Source organism: Dactylosporangium maewongense (assembly GCF_039531485.1).
GTDB lineage: Bacteria > Actinomycetota > Actinomycetes > Mycobacteriales > Micromonosporaceae > Dactylosporangium > Dactylosporangium maewongense.
Genome location: NZ_BAAAQD010000015.1, coordinates 64279 through 80915, shown reverse-complemented (window position 1 = coordinate 80915; position 16637 = coordinate 64279). Strand labels below are relative to the sequence as shown.

Genomic DNA, 16637 nt, shown 5'->3' with positions numbered 1-16637 from the left:
CCTCGCCGCCCAGGTCGGTGATCGTCTTTTCGAGATCGCCGACCTGGGCGACGGGGTGGTCAGATCGTGCGGCGCAGCGCGGTCTCCACGGCATCGATCAGCGGGTCGCCTGCGGTCCGCGGGTGCCGTGCGAGACCGAGCTCGACGTCCGGCAGGGTGGGCAGGGCGTCCGCGTCGTGGCAGGCCATGGCAGGCTCGAGGTTCGCGGGCATGAGCGCCGCGACGCCGAGCCCGGCCCGGAGCGCGGCGAGCACACCGATCAGGCTGTTGCTCTCGAACGCCACCCGCCAGCGCCGACCGGTGCGGTGCAGCGTGTCCACCACCGACGTGCGCCACGCGCACGTGTTCGAGAACAGCACCACCGGCAGCGGATCGGCGGCGACGTCCACCCCGTGGCCGACCGCCCAGACCAGCGGGCGGCGCACCGTCCAGCGGGGCGGCCCGGGAAGGTCCGGCACCTCGTCGAGCACGAGGTGGACGCGGCCCGCGTCGTACGCCTCCCGCATCGCGGCCGTGGAGACGCTGAGCACCTCCAGGGTCGCGCCGGGGTGCAGCCGGGCGAGGTCGGCGAGGGCCTGCGGCAGCTGGGAGGCCGCGAGGTCCTCGAGCAGCCCGACGCCGCAGTGGCCGGTGAGCGCGCGCGAGGTCTCGGTGAGTGCCTGCGCGGAGAGCGAGAGGATGCGCTCGGCGTACGGCAGCAGCTCCTCGCCCGCCCGGGTCGGCGAGACGCCGGACGGTGACCGGTGCAGCAACGGGCGGCCGACCACGCTCTCCAGCTTGCGCAGCTGCTGGCTGAGCGCGGGCTGGGTGTGCCCGAGCGCCGTGGCGGCGCGGCTGATGCTGCCCGCCCGCACGGCGGTGACGAACGACCGCAGCAAGACGATTTCGAGATCCCTTGCCATAAGCATCCATTATGCCTGCCCCAACAGAATGAGGCGTTCCTATGGCGTACCGGATGACCTAGCGTCAGGTGAGTGACCGGATACCGGCAGGTGCTTGCCGTGCCAGGGATGGCCTCGTTGCTCGGCATCTCGCTGCTCGCCCGGACCGCGATCACCGCCGACGTAATGGCGCTGACGCTGTACGTCGTGCTGGGCCTGGACCTGAGCTACGCGGCGGCCGGTGGGGTCGCGGCGGCGCTGACCGCCGGGCTGGCCCTCGGCGGCCCGCTGCTCGGCCGCATGATCGACCGGCGGGGCGTGCGGGTCGTGCTGCTGGCCACCGCCGCCGTGCAGGTCGTGTTCTGGATGAGCGTGCCGGTCCTGCCGTACGGCGTCCTGCTGGGCGCCGCCTTCGCGGCGGGTCTGCTGATGGTGCCGGCCCAGTCGGTGACCCGGCAGGCGATCGCCGCGATGACGACGGCGGGGCAGCGCAGGGCCGCGTTCGCGCTGGAGTCCGTGCAGGGTGAGCTGTCGTACATCGTGGGCCCGTCGGTCGTGATCCTCTGCGCGGCGCAGACGTCCCCCGACGTGGTGGCGTGGGGCGTCGGCGCCGCGATCGCGGCCGGCGGCGCCGGGATCGCCGCCCTCGATCCGCCGGTGCGGGCCGAGGGCGAGGCGGATGCCGCCGCGGCCGGACGGCCCCCGCGCCGGCAATGGCTGGGCGCCGCCATGATCGCCGTGCTGACCATGGCGGTCGGCACCACGACCCTGCTCAGCGGCGTCGATCTCGCCATCGTCGCCACGCTCACGGAAGCGGGCCAGGTGTCCTGGGCCGCCGGCGTCGTCGCCGTGTTCGGCGTGGCGTCCGTCGCCGGCGGGCTGATCTACGGCGCGCTGCCCCGCCCGCTGCCCACGTGGCTGCTGCTCGGCCTGCTCGGGCTCGTGACGATTCCCGCCGGGCTCGCCTCCGGCTGGCCCTCGCTGTGCGTGGCCGTCGTCGGCGCCGGGCTGCTCACCGCGCCGACCCTGTCCACGGTCGCCGACACGGTGAGCCGGCTGGCACCGGCCGGCGCGCGGGGCGAGGCGACCGGTCTGCAGTCCTCGGCGCAGAGCGCGGGCTTCGCGCTCGGCTCCCCGGTGGTCGGCGTGGCCGTCGACCTCTCCACTCCGGCGGGCGGCTTCGCGGCGGCGGGGTTGGCCGGCGTCGCCGCCGCCCTGACCGGATGGCTGCTGTCCCGCCGCCCGCCGTCTCCGCCCAGCGACCCCGCCCGCGCCGAGGCACCGGACCTCGAACCGCAGGGACAGGGCCCCCGCTGACCTGCTCAGCGGCGCCGGCGGCGGGCGCGCTGGCGGCAGCTCGCCCCCGCAGCAATCGCCGACATCGCGGCCCTCGCGTTCGCCGACCCGGCCAGGTTCGCCGGGCGCACCCTGGAACTGGCCGGTGACGACCCGACCCCGGTCGAAGCCGCCGCCGCCCTCCGCGCCCACCTCGCCGCATAGCGTGCGACAACCGCGGTCCCGCTCGAACCGGGCGGGTCCGCCGGCCGGTTCAGACGGTGATGGCCTGGAGGGTCTCCGCGATGATCTGGCGTGACCGGGTCCGCGCCGCGGCATCGGTCACCATGTCCTGGACCATGACCTCGGTCGCACCCGATGCCCGGATCACCGGTTCGAGCTGAGCCCGCAGGGTCGCCGGGGTCCCGGAGATCTGCGGCGGGACGACGCCGCCGACGATCGTGCTCGGCTGCGCCTTCGCCGAGGCGCTCAACTCCGCCCGGGCCTGCTCGACGGTGGGGATGGGCCGGTCCCGTCCACCGGCCCGCAGTGCCCGCGCGGGCCAGGTCAGTCGGTGTGCCGACGCCTCGTCGTCGGCGGCGACGATGTTCAGCGCGAGCATCGGCTGTGCAGCACCGGTGCCGAAGGGTGTCTTCGTGAAGCCTTCCCGGTAGTGGCGGAGCGCGCAGGCGGCCCCGCCGGGGTTGATGTGACCGCCGAAGGTGTAGCCGATGCCGAGCCGCGCGGCGAGGCCGGCGCTCGCGCCGGAGGAACCGAGCACCCAGACCTCGGGCACGCCGTCGATGCCGGCCGTGAGGTCGATCGCCGCGAAGGGGTGGGCGCAGTCGAATGCCTTGTGGAGGTAGCCGATGATCTCGTGCACCTGGTCGGGGAAGTCGTCGGCCGGCTGGCTGCTTCGGTCACGGCGCAGCGCGTGGTCGATGAGGGGGGTGGCGGTGGAGCGGCCGAGCCCCAGGTCGATGCGGCCGGGCGCGAGCGACTCGAGCATCAGGAAGCGTTCGGCGACGCTGAAGGCGCTGTAGTGGTTGAGGAGGACGGCGCCAGAGCCGAGGCGGATCCGGGAGGTCCGCTGGGCGGCCGCCGCGATCAGCGCGGCCGGGTCCTGGGCGGCGTATCCCGTCACGTGGTGGTGCTCGGCGAACCAGAAGCGGTGAAAGCCGAGGTGTTCGGCCTCCTCGGCGGCGGCGAGGGCCCGGTCGAGGGCATCCCGCTTGCTGCCGCCGGGCGCGACCGGGGCCAGTTCGACGAGCGAAAATCTCACCGCACGCCTCCGGCGTGCAGGACGCCGCCGGTCCAGGCGGGGAAGCCGGCCGCGAGCACCGAGGCGACGTCGGCGGCGGCCGGGTCGATCTGCAGGCCGTTGTCGAGGGCGCGGCGGGCGGCGGCGGCCATGGCGGCGGGGTCGGGGCCGGCGTCCAGGAGGGTCTGCACGAAGGAGACGTGACCGCGGCGGATCAGCACGGGGATGCCGCCCTTCGCGCGGACCTCGGGGACGAGGTCAGCGTCGGTGATCTCGACGATCGGGGCGTCAGGCGCGAAGAACACCGCTGCCAGGGGGTTGACGACGATCTGCGGGAACTCCCGCATACCGGCCTGCGAACCGGCTGGGGGACACCCGGCGGGTGCCGTGGCTACCGCGCGCATCGCGAAGAAGAGATGCGCCAGGTCCGGGATCTCGGGCGCGCTCAGCAACGCCCGGCAGGCCGCCGTCTCGCACTCGAACGCCTCATCCAGCGGCGCCGCCGCGCTCCGCGCCGCCACCTCCAGAACCGCGGCGAGCGCGCGCACCGGCGACCCCGCCGATCGGCGTCCCACCTCGTCGGCAAGGCCCGGCGGCTCCGCGGTCCCTCCGGGAACCTCGTAGCCGGGCCGCTCCCACCGCTGCACGAAGTGCCCGGCCTGCTGCGCCAGCACCCAGGCCCGCGCCGCGGCGACCACGTCGTCGGCCAGCTCGTCCACCAGGCCGGCGGCCAGCGCCTGCGCCGGGTGATACGCCGTGCCCGGCCCGACGATGTCCAGCACCGTCGCGGCGATCCCGAACATCCGCGTGGCCCGGACCGTCCCGCCACCGCCGGGAATGATGCCCATGCCGGTCTCGGCGAGTGCCCACACGACCGACGGGTCGTTCGGGCCGACCCGGTAGTGGCAGGCCAGCGCGAGTTCGAAGCCGCCGCCGAGGGCCGAGCCGTTGAGCGCGGCGGCGACCGGCCGCCCCAGGGTCTCCAGCCGGCGCGCCTGGTCGCGCAGCGGCGTCAGCAGGTTGTAGGTGCCGGCCGCCTCGTCCGGGGTGATCTCGCCGGGGACGAAGTCGGGGCCGGCGATGAACGAGCGCTTCGCCGAGGTGAGGATCACGCCGCGCAGCCGGCCGAGCTGCGAGGTGAGGTCGTCGAGGCAGGCGCCGAGCCCGTCGTGGTGGCGCTGGTTGAGCATGTTCGCGGTGCGGCCGGGGTCGTCGAGGGTCACGGTGACGACGCCGTCGGCGTCCCAGGACCAGCGCGCCGAACCAGATTGTTGGACATCCGTCATACGGTCAACATAGGCGATGGTATGACGGATATCCAACTGTAGGGTGGGGCTATGGCGCGGGAGGACGACGCGATGCCGGACATCGCCGACGTGACGATGGTCGACGTGCTGCGGGCGGTCGCCGACCCGATCCGCCTGCGCATCGTGCAGACGCTCGCCGACGGCCTGCCGCACGGCAAGTGCGGCACGCACTGGGACTTCGGCGTGCACAAGTCGACCATGACGCACCACTTCCGCACGCTGCGGGACGCTGGCCTGACCCGCACCGTCGTGGCCGGCCGCACGCACACCATCGAGCTGCGCCGCGACGAGCTCGACGCCCGCTTCCCCGGTCTGATCGACGCCCTCACCGCGACCATCTGGGCTCCGGCGCGATCGTCCGTCGGACCCGGCGGCTCTCCGGCCGACCAGCCGGGCCGCTGATCGAGCCCCCGGCCCGGCCGTGATGACAGTCCTCGGCCGGGCGCTCCGACGTATCGGGTAGCTGCCCTGATCGCGCGCAACCGGTCCGCAACGCCGGGCGAACCGTGGTGCGCCTCGCCTGTCCGACGGTTGGTGGAGCCGATCACCAGCCGTCCGACAGGAGCCGCCCATGTTGCCCGCAATCCGGCGTACGATCGCCGTCGCCATCGCGGCGACGTTCGCCTCGCTGGCCGTGGGGGCCGGTGTGCCCACGGTCGCGCAGGCCAGCGACCCGCTGTTCTCGTGCCGCTCGCGTGGACCCGAGTGCCGCCAGCCCGGCGGGCCGTCCGTGAGCCTGCCGGAGCCCGACGGCACCATGAGCCCGGCGGAGTTCATCGCCGCGTCCGTGCCGGGCGCCCAGCAGAGCCGTCGCGAGGACGGGGTGCCGGTGTCGGTGACGATCGCGCAGGCGATCCTCGAGTCCGGCTGGGGCAGGAGCGCGCTGTCCACTGTGGACAAGAACTTCTTCGGCATGAAGTGCAACGGGCAGGGCAAGTACGCCACCGGCTGCCGCAGCCACGCCACGAGCGAGTGCACCGCGGCCGGGGCGTGCTTCGGGACCACGGCGTCGTTCCGGGTGTACAGCAGTGCGGCGGACTCGTTCCGCGACCACGGCTACACGCTGGCCACGCTGCCGCGGTACAGCGTCGCCTTCCAGTACCGCAACGACCCGAACCGATTCGTGGCCGAGATGCACAAGGCCGGTTACGCGACCGACCCCGAGTACACGGTCAAGCTGACCGGCATCATGGCCAAGTACGGCCTGTACCAGTACGACCTGCCCTGAGGTCAGGCGGTCAGGTCGAGAAGGCCGGACCAGCCGCCCGCGTAGAACGTGTAGTAGGCGTGCCCGTCGCGCCCCGCCGTGTACGCCTCGGTGGTGCCGAAGCTCGGGTTGTACAGGACCGAGGGCGACCCCGCCATCGCGCCGCCCAGGGTGTTCCAGCCCGACCAGCCGCCCAGGTAGTAGATGTACCGCAGCTCGTCGGCCGGCGTGTGGACGTACACCTCCGTGGTGCCGGAGGTGCGGTTGTAGACGACGCCGGGGTCGGAGTCCACGGAGCCGCCGAGGTCGACCCAGGAGGACCAGCCGCTGAGGTAGTAGCGGTACTTCAGGGTGCCGTCGGCGGCGCGGGTGTATGCCTCGGTCGTGCCGTAGCGCGGGTTGTAGAGGACGCCGGGGGTGCCCTCGACGGTGCCGCCGAGGTTGATCCAGCCCGCCCAGCCGTTGAGGTAGTAGCGGTACGCCAGAGTCGCGCCGACCTTCGCGTAGACCTCGGTCGTGCCGAAGCGCGGGTTGTACAGCACCGCCGGGTCGGCCGCGGCCGGGCCGCCCAGGTCGATCCACGAGGACCAGCCGTTGAGGAAGTAGCGGTACGCGAGGTTGCCGCTCGCGAGCCGGGCGTACACCTCGGTCGTGCCGAAGCGCGGGTTGTACAGCACGGCCGGGGTGCCCGTGCCGTCGCCGCCGAGATCGATCCAGTCCGCCCAGCCGTTGTAGAAGTAACGGTAGGCGACGTGACCGTTGGCGAGGCGGGCGTAGACCTCCGTGGTGCCGAAGCGCGGGTTGTGGAGCACCGCCGGGTCGGCCTGGGTGGTGCCGCCGAGGTCGGTCCAGCCGGACCACTCGCCGGACCGGTAGGCGTAGGCGAGCGAGCCGCCGGTGGTGCGGGCGTACACCTCGGTGGTGCCGAAGCGGGGGTTGAACAAGCTCACGGTCCGCGAGCCCGGGCGCGGCGGGTCGGCCTGGCGGACGTAGAGCAGGCGGTTGGCGGTGGACGCGGCGGCGTACGCCGGGTACGTCGACATGTCCAGGGCGCCGACGGTCGAGCTCTGCACGAGGGCGGCGCGGACCAGTTGCGGGCTGTAGTCCGGGTGCGCCTCGAGGATGAGCGCGGCGGCGCCGGCCACGTGCGGGGATGCCATCGAGGTGCCGTCGAGCCGGCGGGTCGCGCTGTTGTCGGTGTTCCAGGCGGACAGGATGCCCTCGCCCGGCGCGAAGAGATCGACGCAGGGGCCGTAGTCCGACCAGCGGACGGGGTGGTCGGAGGAGCTCGACGCGCCGACGACGATGGCCTCGGCGACGTCGCCGGGCGAGTTGTCGCAGGCGTTGAGCGGGTTGTCGTCGGCGTCGCCGTTGCCGGCGGCGACGGTCCAGGTGAGGCCGGAGTTGATGGAGCGGCGCACGGCGGCGGCCAGGATCTCGGTCTTCTCCCCGCCGAGGCTCATGTTCACCACCGCCGGGCGGGCCGCGTGGGCGGTCACCCAGTCGACGCCGGCGACGACCTCTGAGAGGTAGCCGTCGCCGCCGCAGTCCAGCACCCGCACGGCGACCAGGTTGATGCCCTTGGCCACGCCGTACGTGGTGCCGCCGATCGTGCTGGCGACGTGGGTGCCGTGCCCGTCGCAGTCGTTGGCGTTGGCCGGGTCGTTGCTGTTGCCGGCGTTCGCCGGGATCGGGTTGGGGTTGGTGGCCCGGTCGACGAAGTTGCGTCCGTAGCTCGCCCGGCCGCCGAACTGGGTGTGCGCGACGCGGATGCCGCTGTCGACGCTGTACGCGGTGACGTGGCTGGCGGTGTTGGGGTAGGTGTACACCGTGTCGGTGCCGCTGCGGTCGTCGATGCGCCCCAGGCTCCACGGCGCGTCGGCCTGCGTCGCGGTGGCGTGCAGCAGGATGTTGCGCTCGACGCGGGCCACCCCGGCCGCGGCCGCGAGCCGCCGCGCGTCGGCCTCGTCGAGGCCGTCGATCGCGAAGCCGTGCACGGCCGCGCTGAACTGCTCCTGCACCTCGCCGCCGAACCGCCCGGCGAGGTCGGCGGCGGCAGCGGCGACGGCGGCCTGGGCCTGTCCGGCGCTCTGAATCCCTGGCTGCTGGTCGAGCAGCACCACGTAGCCGGCGGCGGCGCCGGTCGGCGCCTCGCCGTACACCACGCCCTCCGGCGGCGCCGCCGGGCCGGGGGCCAGCAACGCCGCGAAGGTGGCCAGAGCGAGGGTGCCGATCACGCGTCATCACCTCAGGTGCTCGTTTGACTACGTTGAGTCACCATACCCGATGGCGGCGCGCTGACACCCGATCAGTGCTCGGTTCGGCGGGCACAATACATGGGTGGGACTGCTGTTCCAGACGCGTGCGTCTGACTCCTCGTGGATCGGCACCGTGTGGACGTGCACGAGCGAACGCGTCGCGGAGATGACCTCGGTCGCCGGAGTGTCGTGGGGTCTCGTCTTCTGGCAGCGCGACGGCATCGCGTACACGAGCATCAGTGGACCCGAGACCAGGACCGGCACCGCGCCCGTGCCCGAGGGCGCGACGTTCGTCGGCATCGAGTTCGCCGTCGGCACGTCACTGCGGGTCGTGCCGACGCCCGCCCTGGTCGACGGCGGCGTGGAGCTGCCCGACGCCCACAGCCGCAGCTTCCGGCTGGACGGCGCCCGGTGGGAGACGCCCGGCGCCGACGACGCCGAGGCCCTCGTCGCGCGGCTCGTCCGCGCCGGCGTCGTGATCCGGGACCCGCTCGTCACAGGCCTGCGCCGCGGCGACCGGCCGGCGGCGACCGCGCGCACCGTCGAGCGCCGCTTCCGCGAAGCGACCGGCCTCACACAGGGCGCCGTCCGGCAGATCGAACGCGCCCGCACCGCCGCCGCGTGGCTCGCCTCGGGCGTCCCGGTCGCCGAGGTGGTCGCGGGGCTCGGCTACTTCGACGAGCCGCATCTGGCCCGGGCGCTGCGCCGGTACGTGGGCCGCACCGCCCGCCAGCTCCGCGACGGCACCGGCGGGCCGATCGCCCTGGCCCTGGATCAGCGGGCGACGTCGTAGATCAGCTTGACGACGCCGTTCGGGTACGCCGCCGACTCCCGCAGCCGCAGCACCTGCTTGGCCTTGTCCGCGTCGCTGAACAGGCGCTTGCCGGCACCGAGCAGGACTGGGAAGACGAGCAGGTGGTACCGGTCGATGAGCCCTTCGTCCGACAGGCGCCGGGCCAGCTCCGCGCTGCCGTGGATGAAGATCGCGCCACCGTCGCCGCGCTTGAGCTCGGCCACGTCCCCGGCCGACCGCAGAATCGCCGTCGATCCCCATCCGTCGACGAGGGCGTCGCCGGCCAGCGTCGCCGAGACCACGTACTTCGGCAGGTCCTTGTACGCGGCGTGGTCCTCCGAGCCGCGCCACACCGGCGCGAACACCTCGTAGCTGCGCCGCCCGAACATCAGCGCGGTCGTCTCCTGCAGCTCCTCGCCCTTGAGCGAGAACGCCTCGGGCAGGAACTCGACGTCGTTGACCACCCAGCCGCCGCTGCGGTGCTCCTCACCGGGCCCGCCGCCGGGCGAGTCGACCACCCCGTCGAGCGACATGAACCCTGTGTAGACCAGCTCACGCATGACCCTGCTTCTCCTCAGCCCGGCAACGAGATCGACAAGGATGCTAGGACCCGCCGCCGTGACCGTCTTGTACAGAAACGACGCACCGCCGCCCCGTTGTCGAGAGCGGCGCCTGCCGGTCGGCCGGGTTGGTATGCCGAGGTGCGGGCGCGTCAGGAGGCGGGTTGTGACCGGTCGGCCAGGTGTGATCGGACAGCGCTGAGGAATGCCTCTGTCCGGGGCTCAGGTCCGGGGCCGTAGTTGATGTGACCGCCGTCCTCGGTCCACTCGCCCAGAACGGTGTACCTGGTGCCGTCGATCACTGAGCGAGCCTCCTCGAGGACGATGTACCGCACGCGGGCGTCATGGGCCGACACTGCCATGGCGGCGAAGTGCGCTTCGGCCGGATGCTGCGCGGCCGGGAACACCACGAGGAGCACGTGGTGGTCGGCAACGAGGTGGTGACTCACGGCCAGGCCGGTCGCGGGCAGCCGTTCGTGATCGGGCAGCGTCTGCCCTACGCGGTCCCAGACCGCGTCGAGGTCGAGCCGGCCATCCCGCCCGGCGCTCACCAGGTCGATGCCGAGCCGGAACAGCCCTGAGGGCAGCTCGCGATGCGCGAAGAGGTAGTGATGGCGGCGCGGATCGTCGGACATGCGCCGACGCTAGCAAGGCCCCTCATGGCTCGTTTCGGGGCGCGGCGCAAGGACATCGGTTCGTAAGAATCACGGCGGGGCGGGGATCGTAGGGTCGTGTCGTGGTCCTCAGACGTCTTGGCGCATCCGTCATTGCCGCGCTCGCCGTGCTCGTCGTCGCGGCCGGCTGCGCGGACGGCACCTCCACCGGCGCGGCCGGGCCCGGGAGTCCGTCCGCGCCGGCCCCGGCTGTCACGGGTGGCGCCTCACCCGCCACCTCCGGCGCCACGGCGGCCCCGCCGACGCTGACGTTCACCGCACGGACCGTCGGCGGCGGCGAGTTCAACGGCGCCACTCTGGCGGGGAAGCCGGCCGTGCTGTGGTTCTGGGCGCCGTGGTGCCCGACGTGCGCCGGTCAGGCCAAGGGGGTGAAGGCGACCGCCGAGCAGCTGGCCGGCAAGGTGAACGTCGTGGGCGTCGGCGGCCTCGACGACGAGCCGGCGATGCGCCGGTTCATCACCGAGTGGAAGCTGGACGCGGTGCCGCACCTGTCCGACGAGGCGGGCACCGTGTGGAAGAAGTTCGGGGTCACCTCGCAGAGCACGTTCGTGCTGCTGGACAGCCGCGGGACCGTGGTGCACAAGGGAGTCCTGCGAGGCGATGACCTCCCCGGCCGGGCCGCCGCGCTGACCTGATGGCCGACCTCGGGCTCGCGCTGGCGGCGGGGCTGGTCGCCGCGATCAATCCTTGCGGGTTCGCGCTGCTGCCGGTGTACCTGACGCTGCTGGTCCTCGGTGACGACAGCCCCGGCCGGGTGGTGGCGGTGCGGCGGGCGCTCGGCGCCACGGCCGCGATGACGGCCGGGTTCGTCGCGGTGTTCGGGGTCGTGGGGTTGGTGATCTCGCCGGTCGCCGGTGCGCTGTACCGGGTCCTGCCGTGGTTCACCGTCGGGTTCGGGCTGCTGCTGGTGCTGCTCGCCGGTTGGCTGCTCGCCGGTCGGCACCTGCCGTCGTTCGGGCTGCGGCCGGTGCGGGGTCCGCGGGTGCGGCGCTCGGCCGGCTCGATGACGCTGTTCGGTGCCGCGTACGCGTCGGCGTCGCTGTCCTGCACCATCGCCCCGTTCCTGGCGATCGTCGCCTCCAGCTTCCGCGCGGGCTCGGTCCTGGCCGGGGTGGGCCTGTTCGTCGCGTACGCCGCCGGCATGGGCCTGCTGGTCGGTGTCGCGGCGCTGGCCGTGGCCCTGGCCCGGCCCACGGCGCTGACCGGGCTGCGCCGGTTCGGCCCCGCACTGTCCCGGATCGGCGGTGCGGTCCTGCTCGTCGCCGGCGGGTACGTCGCCTACTACGGCTGGCACGAGCTGAGCGGCGCGGTCGACGACCCGGTCATCGCGGCGGCGCAGCAACTGCAACAGGCGCTGGTCCGCGCGGTGGAGACGCCCGGCACCGCGTGGATCGCGGCGCTCTTCGGCCTACTGCTCACCGGCGTTCTGACAGCACGAACGATCCGTGTCCGCCGTGCCGGACGGACCGCCGCCCCCGGACAGGAGCCTGGCGACGCCCCGCACACAGACGCAGGACGGTGACGGTGCCCTCTCACCCGGAGCGCCGGACAATCGCTCGGTCCGGGTGAGTTTGGCGGGACCGAGCGGATATTGGTTTGTACGGTACGGCTCGGGGCGCCGACGCGCGGACCCGTGGCACAAGGTCTACACCAAGATCTACGATCCTTGGAGGCCATGTTGACTACCACGGCCATCGATCTGGACACCCTTTCCGTCAACACCATCCGCGGCCTGTGCATGGACGCGGTCCAGCGGGCGGAGTCCGGACATCCGGGCACGCCGATGGGGATGGCGCCGGTCGCGTACACCCTGTGGCAGCGGTTCCTGCGGTTCGACCCGGCCGATCCGATCTGGCCGAACCGGGACCGGTTCGTGCTGTCCGAGGGCCACGCCTCGGCCCTGCTGTGGTCGCTGCTCCACCTGACCGGGACGCGGGCGGTCGACCCGGACTACGAGGTGCTCGGCCGGCCCTCGATCACACTTGAAGACCTCAAGACCTTCCGCCAACTCGACTCGCGCGCTCCCGGCCACCCCGAGTACCGGTGGACGAGCGGCGTCGAGGCCACCACCGGGCCGCTCGGCCAGGGGGACGCGACCTCGGTGGGGATGGCCATCGCCGGCCGGTGGCTGGCTTCCCGGTACAACCGGGACGACTTCCCGATGTTCGACTTCGACGTGTACTCGATCACCGGCGACGGCGACATGATGGAAGGCGTCGCGTCGGAGGCCGCCTCGCTCGCCGGTCACCTGCGGCTGGCCAACCTGTGCTGGATCTACGACTCGAACCGGGTGACGATCGAGGGCTCCACCGACCTCGCGTTCACCGAGGACGTGGCCGAGCGGTTCCTGGCGTATGGCTGGAACGTCACGACCGTTGCGGACGCCAACGACCTGGACGCCGTGGAGCGGGCGCTGCACAACTTCCGGACCGAACACGAGCGCCCGACGCTGATCGTGGTGCACAGCCACATCGGCTACGGCTCCCCGGTCGAAGGCACCGCGCAGGCGCACGGCAAGCCCCTCGGGGCGCAGGCCGTCCGGGAGACCAAACGGTTCCTCGGCATGCCCGAGGACATCGACTTCTACGTCCCCGACGACGTGTACGGGTGGTTCGCCCAGGGCATCGGTGCCCACGGTGGCGCGGCCCGCGCCGCGTGGCGGTCGAGCTTCGAGGGGTACCGGGCGCGGTATCCGGAGCTGGCCGACGAGATCGAGCGGATGCAGCGACGCGAGCTTCCGGACGGCTGGCAGGACGCGCTGCCCACCTTCCCGGCCGATGCGAAGGGCATCGCCACCCGCGAGTCCTCGGGTCAGGTGCTCAACGCGCTGGCGCAGGCGGTGCCGTGGCTGTTGGGCGGGTCGGCCGACCTCGCCCCGTCCACGGACACGCGCCTGACGTTCCCCGGCGCCGGCGACTTCCAGGCCGACGAGTTCGGACGCAACTTCCACCTCGGTATCCGCGAGCACGCGGCGGCGGCGATCGCCAACGGGATGGCGCTGACCAAGCTCCGCCCGTACTGGTCGACCTTCCTGATCTTCTCCGACTACGCCCGTGGCGCGATCCGGCTGTCGGCCTTGATGGAGATCCCGACGGTGCACATCTTCAGCCACGACTCGATCGGGGTCGGCGAGGACGGGCCGACCCATCAGCCCGTCGAGCAGCTCGCCTCGCTGCGGGCCACGCCGGGGCTGCAGGTGTTCCGGCCGGCCGACGCGAACGAGGTGGTCGAATGTTGGCGGGTGGTCGCTGGACTGCGACGTGAGCCGGCGGCGCTCGTGCTCACCAGACAGCCGGTGCCGACCTTCGACCGCACCCGGTTGGCCGGCGCGGACGGGGTCGCGAGGGGCGCATACGTGCTGGCCGACGCGCCGTCCGGCGAGCCGGACGTGATCCTGCTGGCCACCGGCTCGGAGGTCGCGCTCGCGCTCGCGGCGCGCGACGAGCTCGCCGCCGACGGGATCGGTGCCCGGGTCGTGAGCATGCCGTGCTGGGAGCTGTTCGACCGGCAGCCGCGACAGTACCGCGACGAGGTGCTGCCACCGGCGGTGCGGGCGCGGGTCGCGATCGAGCAGGCGTCCACGCTCGGCTGGGAACGGTACGTGGGCGACGCCGGCGCGATCATCGGCATGCACACGTTCGGCGCCTCCGCACCACTCAAGCAGCTGCAGAAGAAGTTCGGGTTCACACCAGAACGGGTGACGCAGGTCGCCCGGGAACAAGCGGCCGCGAACCCCTGACCGTCGAGGCGGCCTCGCCCGGCGCAGGCAACGAGGGGTTGTGGCAGGCAAGGAGGGGTTGTGGCAGGCAAGGAGGGGACGTGAAGGCAACCCAGACGCTGCACGAGCACGGGCAGAGCCTCTGGCTCGACAACATCACCCGGGGCATGCTCGACTCGGGCAAGATCCAGCACTACATCGACAAGTACTCGGTCACCGGCCTCACCTCGAATCCTTCGATCTTCGACAAGGCCATCGAGTCCGGCTACTACGACGACGCGATCCGGCAGGGGTCCAGGGCCGGGCTCTCCAGCGAGGAGCTGTTCTACGAGCTGGCGATCGAGGACCTGCGGCGGGCGGCCGACGAGTTCCTGCCGGTGCACGAGCGCACCGACGGCGTGGACGGGTGGGTGTCGCTCGAGGTGTCGCCGCTGCTCGCGTCCGACACGGCGGGGACGATCGAGGCCGCCAAGACGCTGCACGCCCGGGCCGCACGGCCCAACCTGCTGATCAAGATTCCCGGGACGGCGGAGGGCCTGCCGGCGATCACCGAGTGCGTGGCGTCCGGGGTGCCCGTGAACGTCACCTTGCTGTTCTCACCGGAGCAGTACGAGGCCGCCGCGGACGCGTACCTGGCCGGCGTCGAGCGCCGGATGGAGCGCCAGCTCGATCCCGCCGTGGGGTCGGTCGCCTCGGTCTTCATGTCCCGCTGGGACGTCGAGGTCGCCACCCGCGTGCCGGAGGAGCTCAAGGACGAGCTCGGGCTTGCCGTGGGCCTGGCCACCTACCGGTCGTACCGGCAGCTCATGGACTCCGACCGGGTGCAGCGTGTGCAGAACTCCGGCGGGCGGATCCAGCGGCTGCTGTGGGCCAGCACCAGGACGAAGGACCCGGCCGCCTCCGACACGCTCTACGTGTACGGGCTCGCCGCGCCGTTCACGATCAACACCATGCCCGACGTCACGCTGGAGGCGTTCTACGACCACGGCGAGATGGGGGCGCCGATGCCCGCCGACGGCGACGGCTGCGACGCGATGCTGGCCCGGTTCCGTGAGACCGGCCTCGATGAGGGTGCCCTCGCCGCGAAGCTGCAGTCCGACGGGGCGAAGACGTTCGTCGCCGCCTGGAACGACCTCGTGGAGAGGATCTCCGCACAGCGTGCCGCGGTCGCCTGACGCAGGCCGCGCCGGCCGGGCGGCTGCGTCACCGGCCGTCCGGCAGGTACCAGTGGTGCGGCGCGATGAGCCGGTGGACGGCGTCCGGGCCCCACGACCCGGGGTCGTACGGCTGCACCGGTGGCGGATTGTCCAGCAACGGGCCGGACACCTTCCAGAGCCGCTCGACACCGTCGGCGCGGGTGAACAACGACTGGTTGCCCAGCATCGCGTCGAGGATGAGCCGTTCATAGCCGGCCAGCGCGCACTGGGTGCAGAAGGAGTCCGCGTACCGGAACGTCATGGCAGCCTCGGTGAGGCGCATGGTGGCGCCGGGCTCCTTGGCCAGGAAGCGGGCCGCGATCCAGCCCGGATCGTCGAAGTCGATCACCAGCTCGTTGTTGGACATCGCGCACGCCAAGCTCGGGTCCAGCGCGAACATCCGCAGGGCCGGCTGCTTGAGCCCGAGGGTGACCACCTGCCGCCGCTGCCCGAGCGACTTGCCGGAGCGCAGGTAGAACGGCACCCCCGACCAGCGCCAGTTGTCCACCTCGACGCGGGCGGCGACGAACGTCTCGGTCTGCGAGCCGGGATCGACGCCGGGCTCGTCGCGGTAGCCGCGGTACTGGCCGCGCACCACCTGGGTGGGGTCCACCGGCGGCATGGCCTCGAAGACCTTGGTGGTCTCGTCGCGCAGCTGCTTGGCGGCCAGGGAGGTCGGCGGTTCCATGGCCACGAAACCCAGCACCTGGAACAGGTGCGTGACGATCATGTCGCGGAACGTGCCGGTCTGTTCGAAGAACCCGGCGCGGCCCTCGATCCCGATCGTCTCGGGCACGTCGATCTGCATGTGGCTGATGTGGTCGCGGTTCCAGATCGGCTCGAACAGTCCGTTGGCGAACCGCAGGGCGAGGATGTTGTCGACCGACTCCTTGCCGAGGAAGTGGTCGATGCGGAACACCTGGGACTCGTCGAAGGTGGTGTGGATGGCGTCGTCGAGCGCGCGGGCGGAGGCGAAGTCCGTGCCGAACGGCTTCTCGACGATGACGCGTGCGTTGCCCGCCAGGCCGGTGTCGCCGAGCATGCCGATCGTGGGCGTGAAACCCCGCGGAGGCACGGCCAGGTGGAACAGCCGACGGGGGTGCCCGCCGATCGTCTGCTCGGCCGTCGCCACCGCGTCGAGCAGCGGTTGCGGGTGCGCCGGCTCCGCCGAGCCGTAGGACAACGACTCGGCGAACTCGTGCCACGCCTCGCCGGTCGGCTCCGCCGTGCCGAACTCGGCCACCGCGTCCCTGGCGCGCCGGCGGAACTCGTCGTCGGTGACCGCGGAGCGGGCCGAGCCGACGATCCGATAGCGGGGCGGCAGCAGACCGGCCCTGGCCAGGCTGAACAGCCCGGGTAGCAGCTTGCGTCTGGCAAGGTCCCCGGTGGCGCCGAAGAGCACGATCACGTGATCCTCGCGGGGTGCGCCCTCCTGCCGCGGCGTCACCGACTCCCTGACACCAGGCGCTGCATACTGAACGCTCATGATCCCTGGTCACTCCGACCG

Annotated in this window: 15 protein-coding genes; 8 read left to right on the top strand and 7 right to left on the bottom strand. The window is 72.5% G+C overall.

Features of this window, described 5'->3' with window-relative positions; all coding sequences use genetic code 11:
* Nucleotides 1-59 precede the first annotated feature (59 nt).
* On the bottom strand, nucleotides 60-902 hold the full coding sequence (locus tag ABD332_RS33820; RefSeq protein WP_344506435.1) for a LysR family transcriptional regulator: 843 nt from the start codon (nucleotides 900-902) through the stop codon (nucleotides 60-62).
* 108 nt (nucleotides 903-1010) lie between these two features.
* Here ABD332_RS33820 and ABD332_RS33815 point away from each other — a divergent pair, with 108 nt between their 5' ends.
* Nucleotides 1011-2198: an MFS transporter gene (locus ABD332_RS33815; protein ID WP_344506433.1), complete on the top strand. Its 1188-nt coding sequence runs from the start codon at nucleotides 1011-1013 to the stop codon at nucleotides 2196-2198.
* Between the two features lie 232 nt (nucleotides 2199-2430).
* Here ABD332_RS33815 and ABD332_RS33810 read toward each other — a convergent pair whose 3' ends face one another.
* Entirely contained in the window at nucleotides 2431-3438 is a 1008-nt protein-coding gene (locus tag ABD332_RS33810) for an MsnO8 family LLM class oxidoreductase (protein WP_344506431.1), read from the bottom strand.
* On the bottom strand, nucleotides 3435-4703 hold the full coding sequence (locus ABD332_RS33805; protein WP_344506429.1) for an enoyl-CoA hydratase/isomerase family protein: 1269 nt from the start codon (nucleotides 4701-4703) through the stop codon (nucleotides 3435-3437). Before ABD332_RS33805 ends, ABD332_RS33810 begins: the two co-directional genes overlap by 4 nt.
* A gap of 51 nt (nucleotides 4704-4754) precedes the next feature.
* Between ABD332_RS33805 and ABD332_RS33800 the strand changes: the two genes are divergently transcribed.
* Both ABD332_RS33800 and gsmA read left to right on the top strand, forming a co-directional pair.
* Entirely contained in the window at nucleotides 4755-5126 is a 372-nt protein-coding gene (locus ABD332_RS33800) for an ArsR/SmtB family transcription factor (RefSeq protein ID WP_344506427.1), read from the top strand.
* Between the two features lie 169 nt (nucleotides 5127-5295).
* Complete coding sequence (gene gsmA, locus ABD332_RS33795; protein ID WP_344506425.1) at nucleotides 5296-5952, top strand: sporangiospore maturation cell wall hydrolase GsmA; 657 nt, start codon at nucleotides 5296-5298, stop codon at nucleotides 5950-5952.
* Nucleotides 5953-5954: 2 nt separating this feature from the next.
* Here gsmA and ABD332_RS33790 read toward each other — a convergent pair whose 3' ends face one another.
* Nucleotides 5955-8168: a S8 family serine peptidase gene (locus tag ABD332_RS33790; RefSeq protein ID WP_344506423.1), complete on the bottom strand. Its 2214-nt coding sequence runs from the start codon at nucleotides 8166-8168 to the stop codon at nucleotides 5955-5957.
* A gap of 103 nt (nucleotides 8169-8271) precedes the next feature.
* Between ABD332_RS33790 and ABD332_RS33785 the strand changes: the two genes are divergently transcribed.
* Complete coding sequence (locus ABD332_RS33785) at nucleotides 8272-8982, top strand: helix-turn-helix domain-containing protein (protein WP_344506420.1); 711 nt, start codon at nucleotides 8272-8274, stop codon at nucleotides 8980-8982.
* Here ABD332_RS33785 and ABD332_RS33780 read toward each other — a convergent pair.
* Nucleotides 8964-9542, bottom strand: coding sequence for a dihydrofolate reductase family protein (locus ABD332_RS33780; RefSeq protein WP_344506418.1), 579 nt, complete (start codon nucleotides 9540-9542; stop codon nucleotides 8964-8966). The two genes, ABD332_RS33785 and ABD332_RS33780, sit on opposite strands and share 19 nt — an antisense overlap.
* Nucleotides 9543-9694: 152 nt before the next feature.
* Nucleotides 9695-10177 (bottom strand): hypothetical protein, encoded by a 483-nt coding sequence (locus ABD332_RS33775; protein ID WP_344506416.1) that lies wholly within the window; start codon nucleotides 10175-10177, stop codon nucleotides 9695-9697.
* A 101-nt stretch (nucleotides 10178-10278) separates the two neighbouring features.
* Between ABD332_RS33775 and ABD332_RS33770 the strand changes: the two genes are divergently transcribed.
* From ABD332_RS33770 to tal, 4 genes are all read left to right on the top strand, one after another.
* Nucleotides 10279-10851 carry a peroxiredoxin family protein gene (locus ABD332_RS33770; protein ID WP_344506414.1) on the top strand — a complete coding sequence of 191 codons (573 nt, stop codon included), beginning with the start codon at nucleotides 10279-10281 and terminating at the stop codon, nucleotides 10849-10851.
* Entirely contained in the window at nucleotides 10851-11738 is an 888-nt protein-coding gene (locus tag ABD332_RS33765) for a cytochrome c biogenesis CcdA family protein (protein WP_344506412.1), read from the top strand. The genes ABD332_RS33770 and ABD332_RS33765 overlap by 1 nt, the downstream gene beginning before the upstream one ends.
* Before the next feature lie 153 nt (nucleotides 11739-11891).
* Nucleotides 11892-13955, top strand: a complete 2064-nt coding sequence (gene tkt, locus ABD332_RS33760; RefSeq protein ID WP_344506410.1) for a transketolase — start codon at nucleotides 11892-11894, stop codon at nucleotides 13953-13955.
* Between the two features lie 80 nt (nucleotides 13956-14035).
* Nucleotides 14036-15109 (top strand): transaldolase, encoded by a 1074-nt coding sequence (tal, locus tag ABD332_RS33755; protein ID WP_344506408.1) that lies wholly within the window; start codon nucleotides 14036-14038, stop codon nucleotides 15107-15109.
* Between the two features lie 28 nt (nucleotides 15110-15137).
* Here tal and zwf read toward each other — a convergent pair whose 3' ends face one another.
* On the bottom strand, nucleotides 15138-16616 hold the full coding sequence (gene zwf, locus ABD332_RS33750) for a glucose-6-phosphate dehydrogenase (protein ID WP_344506407.1): 1479 nt from the start codon (nucleotides 16614-16616) through the stop codon (nucleotides 15138-15140).
* Between the last annotated feature and the right edge of the window lie 21 nt (nucleotides 16617-16637).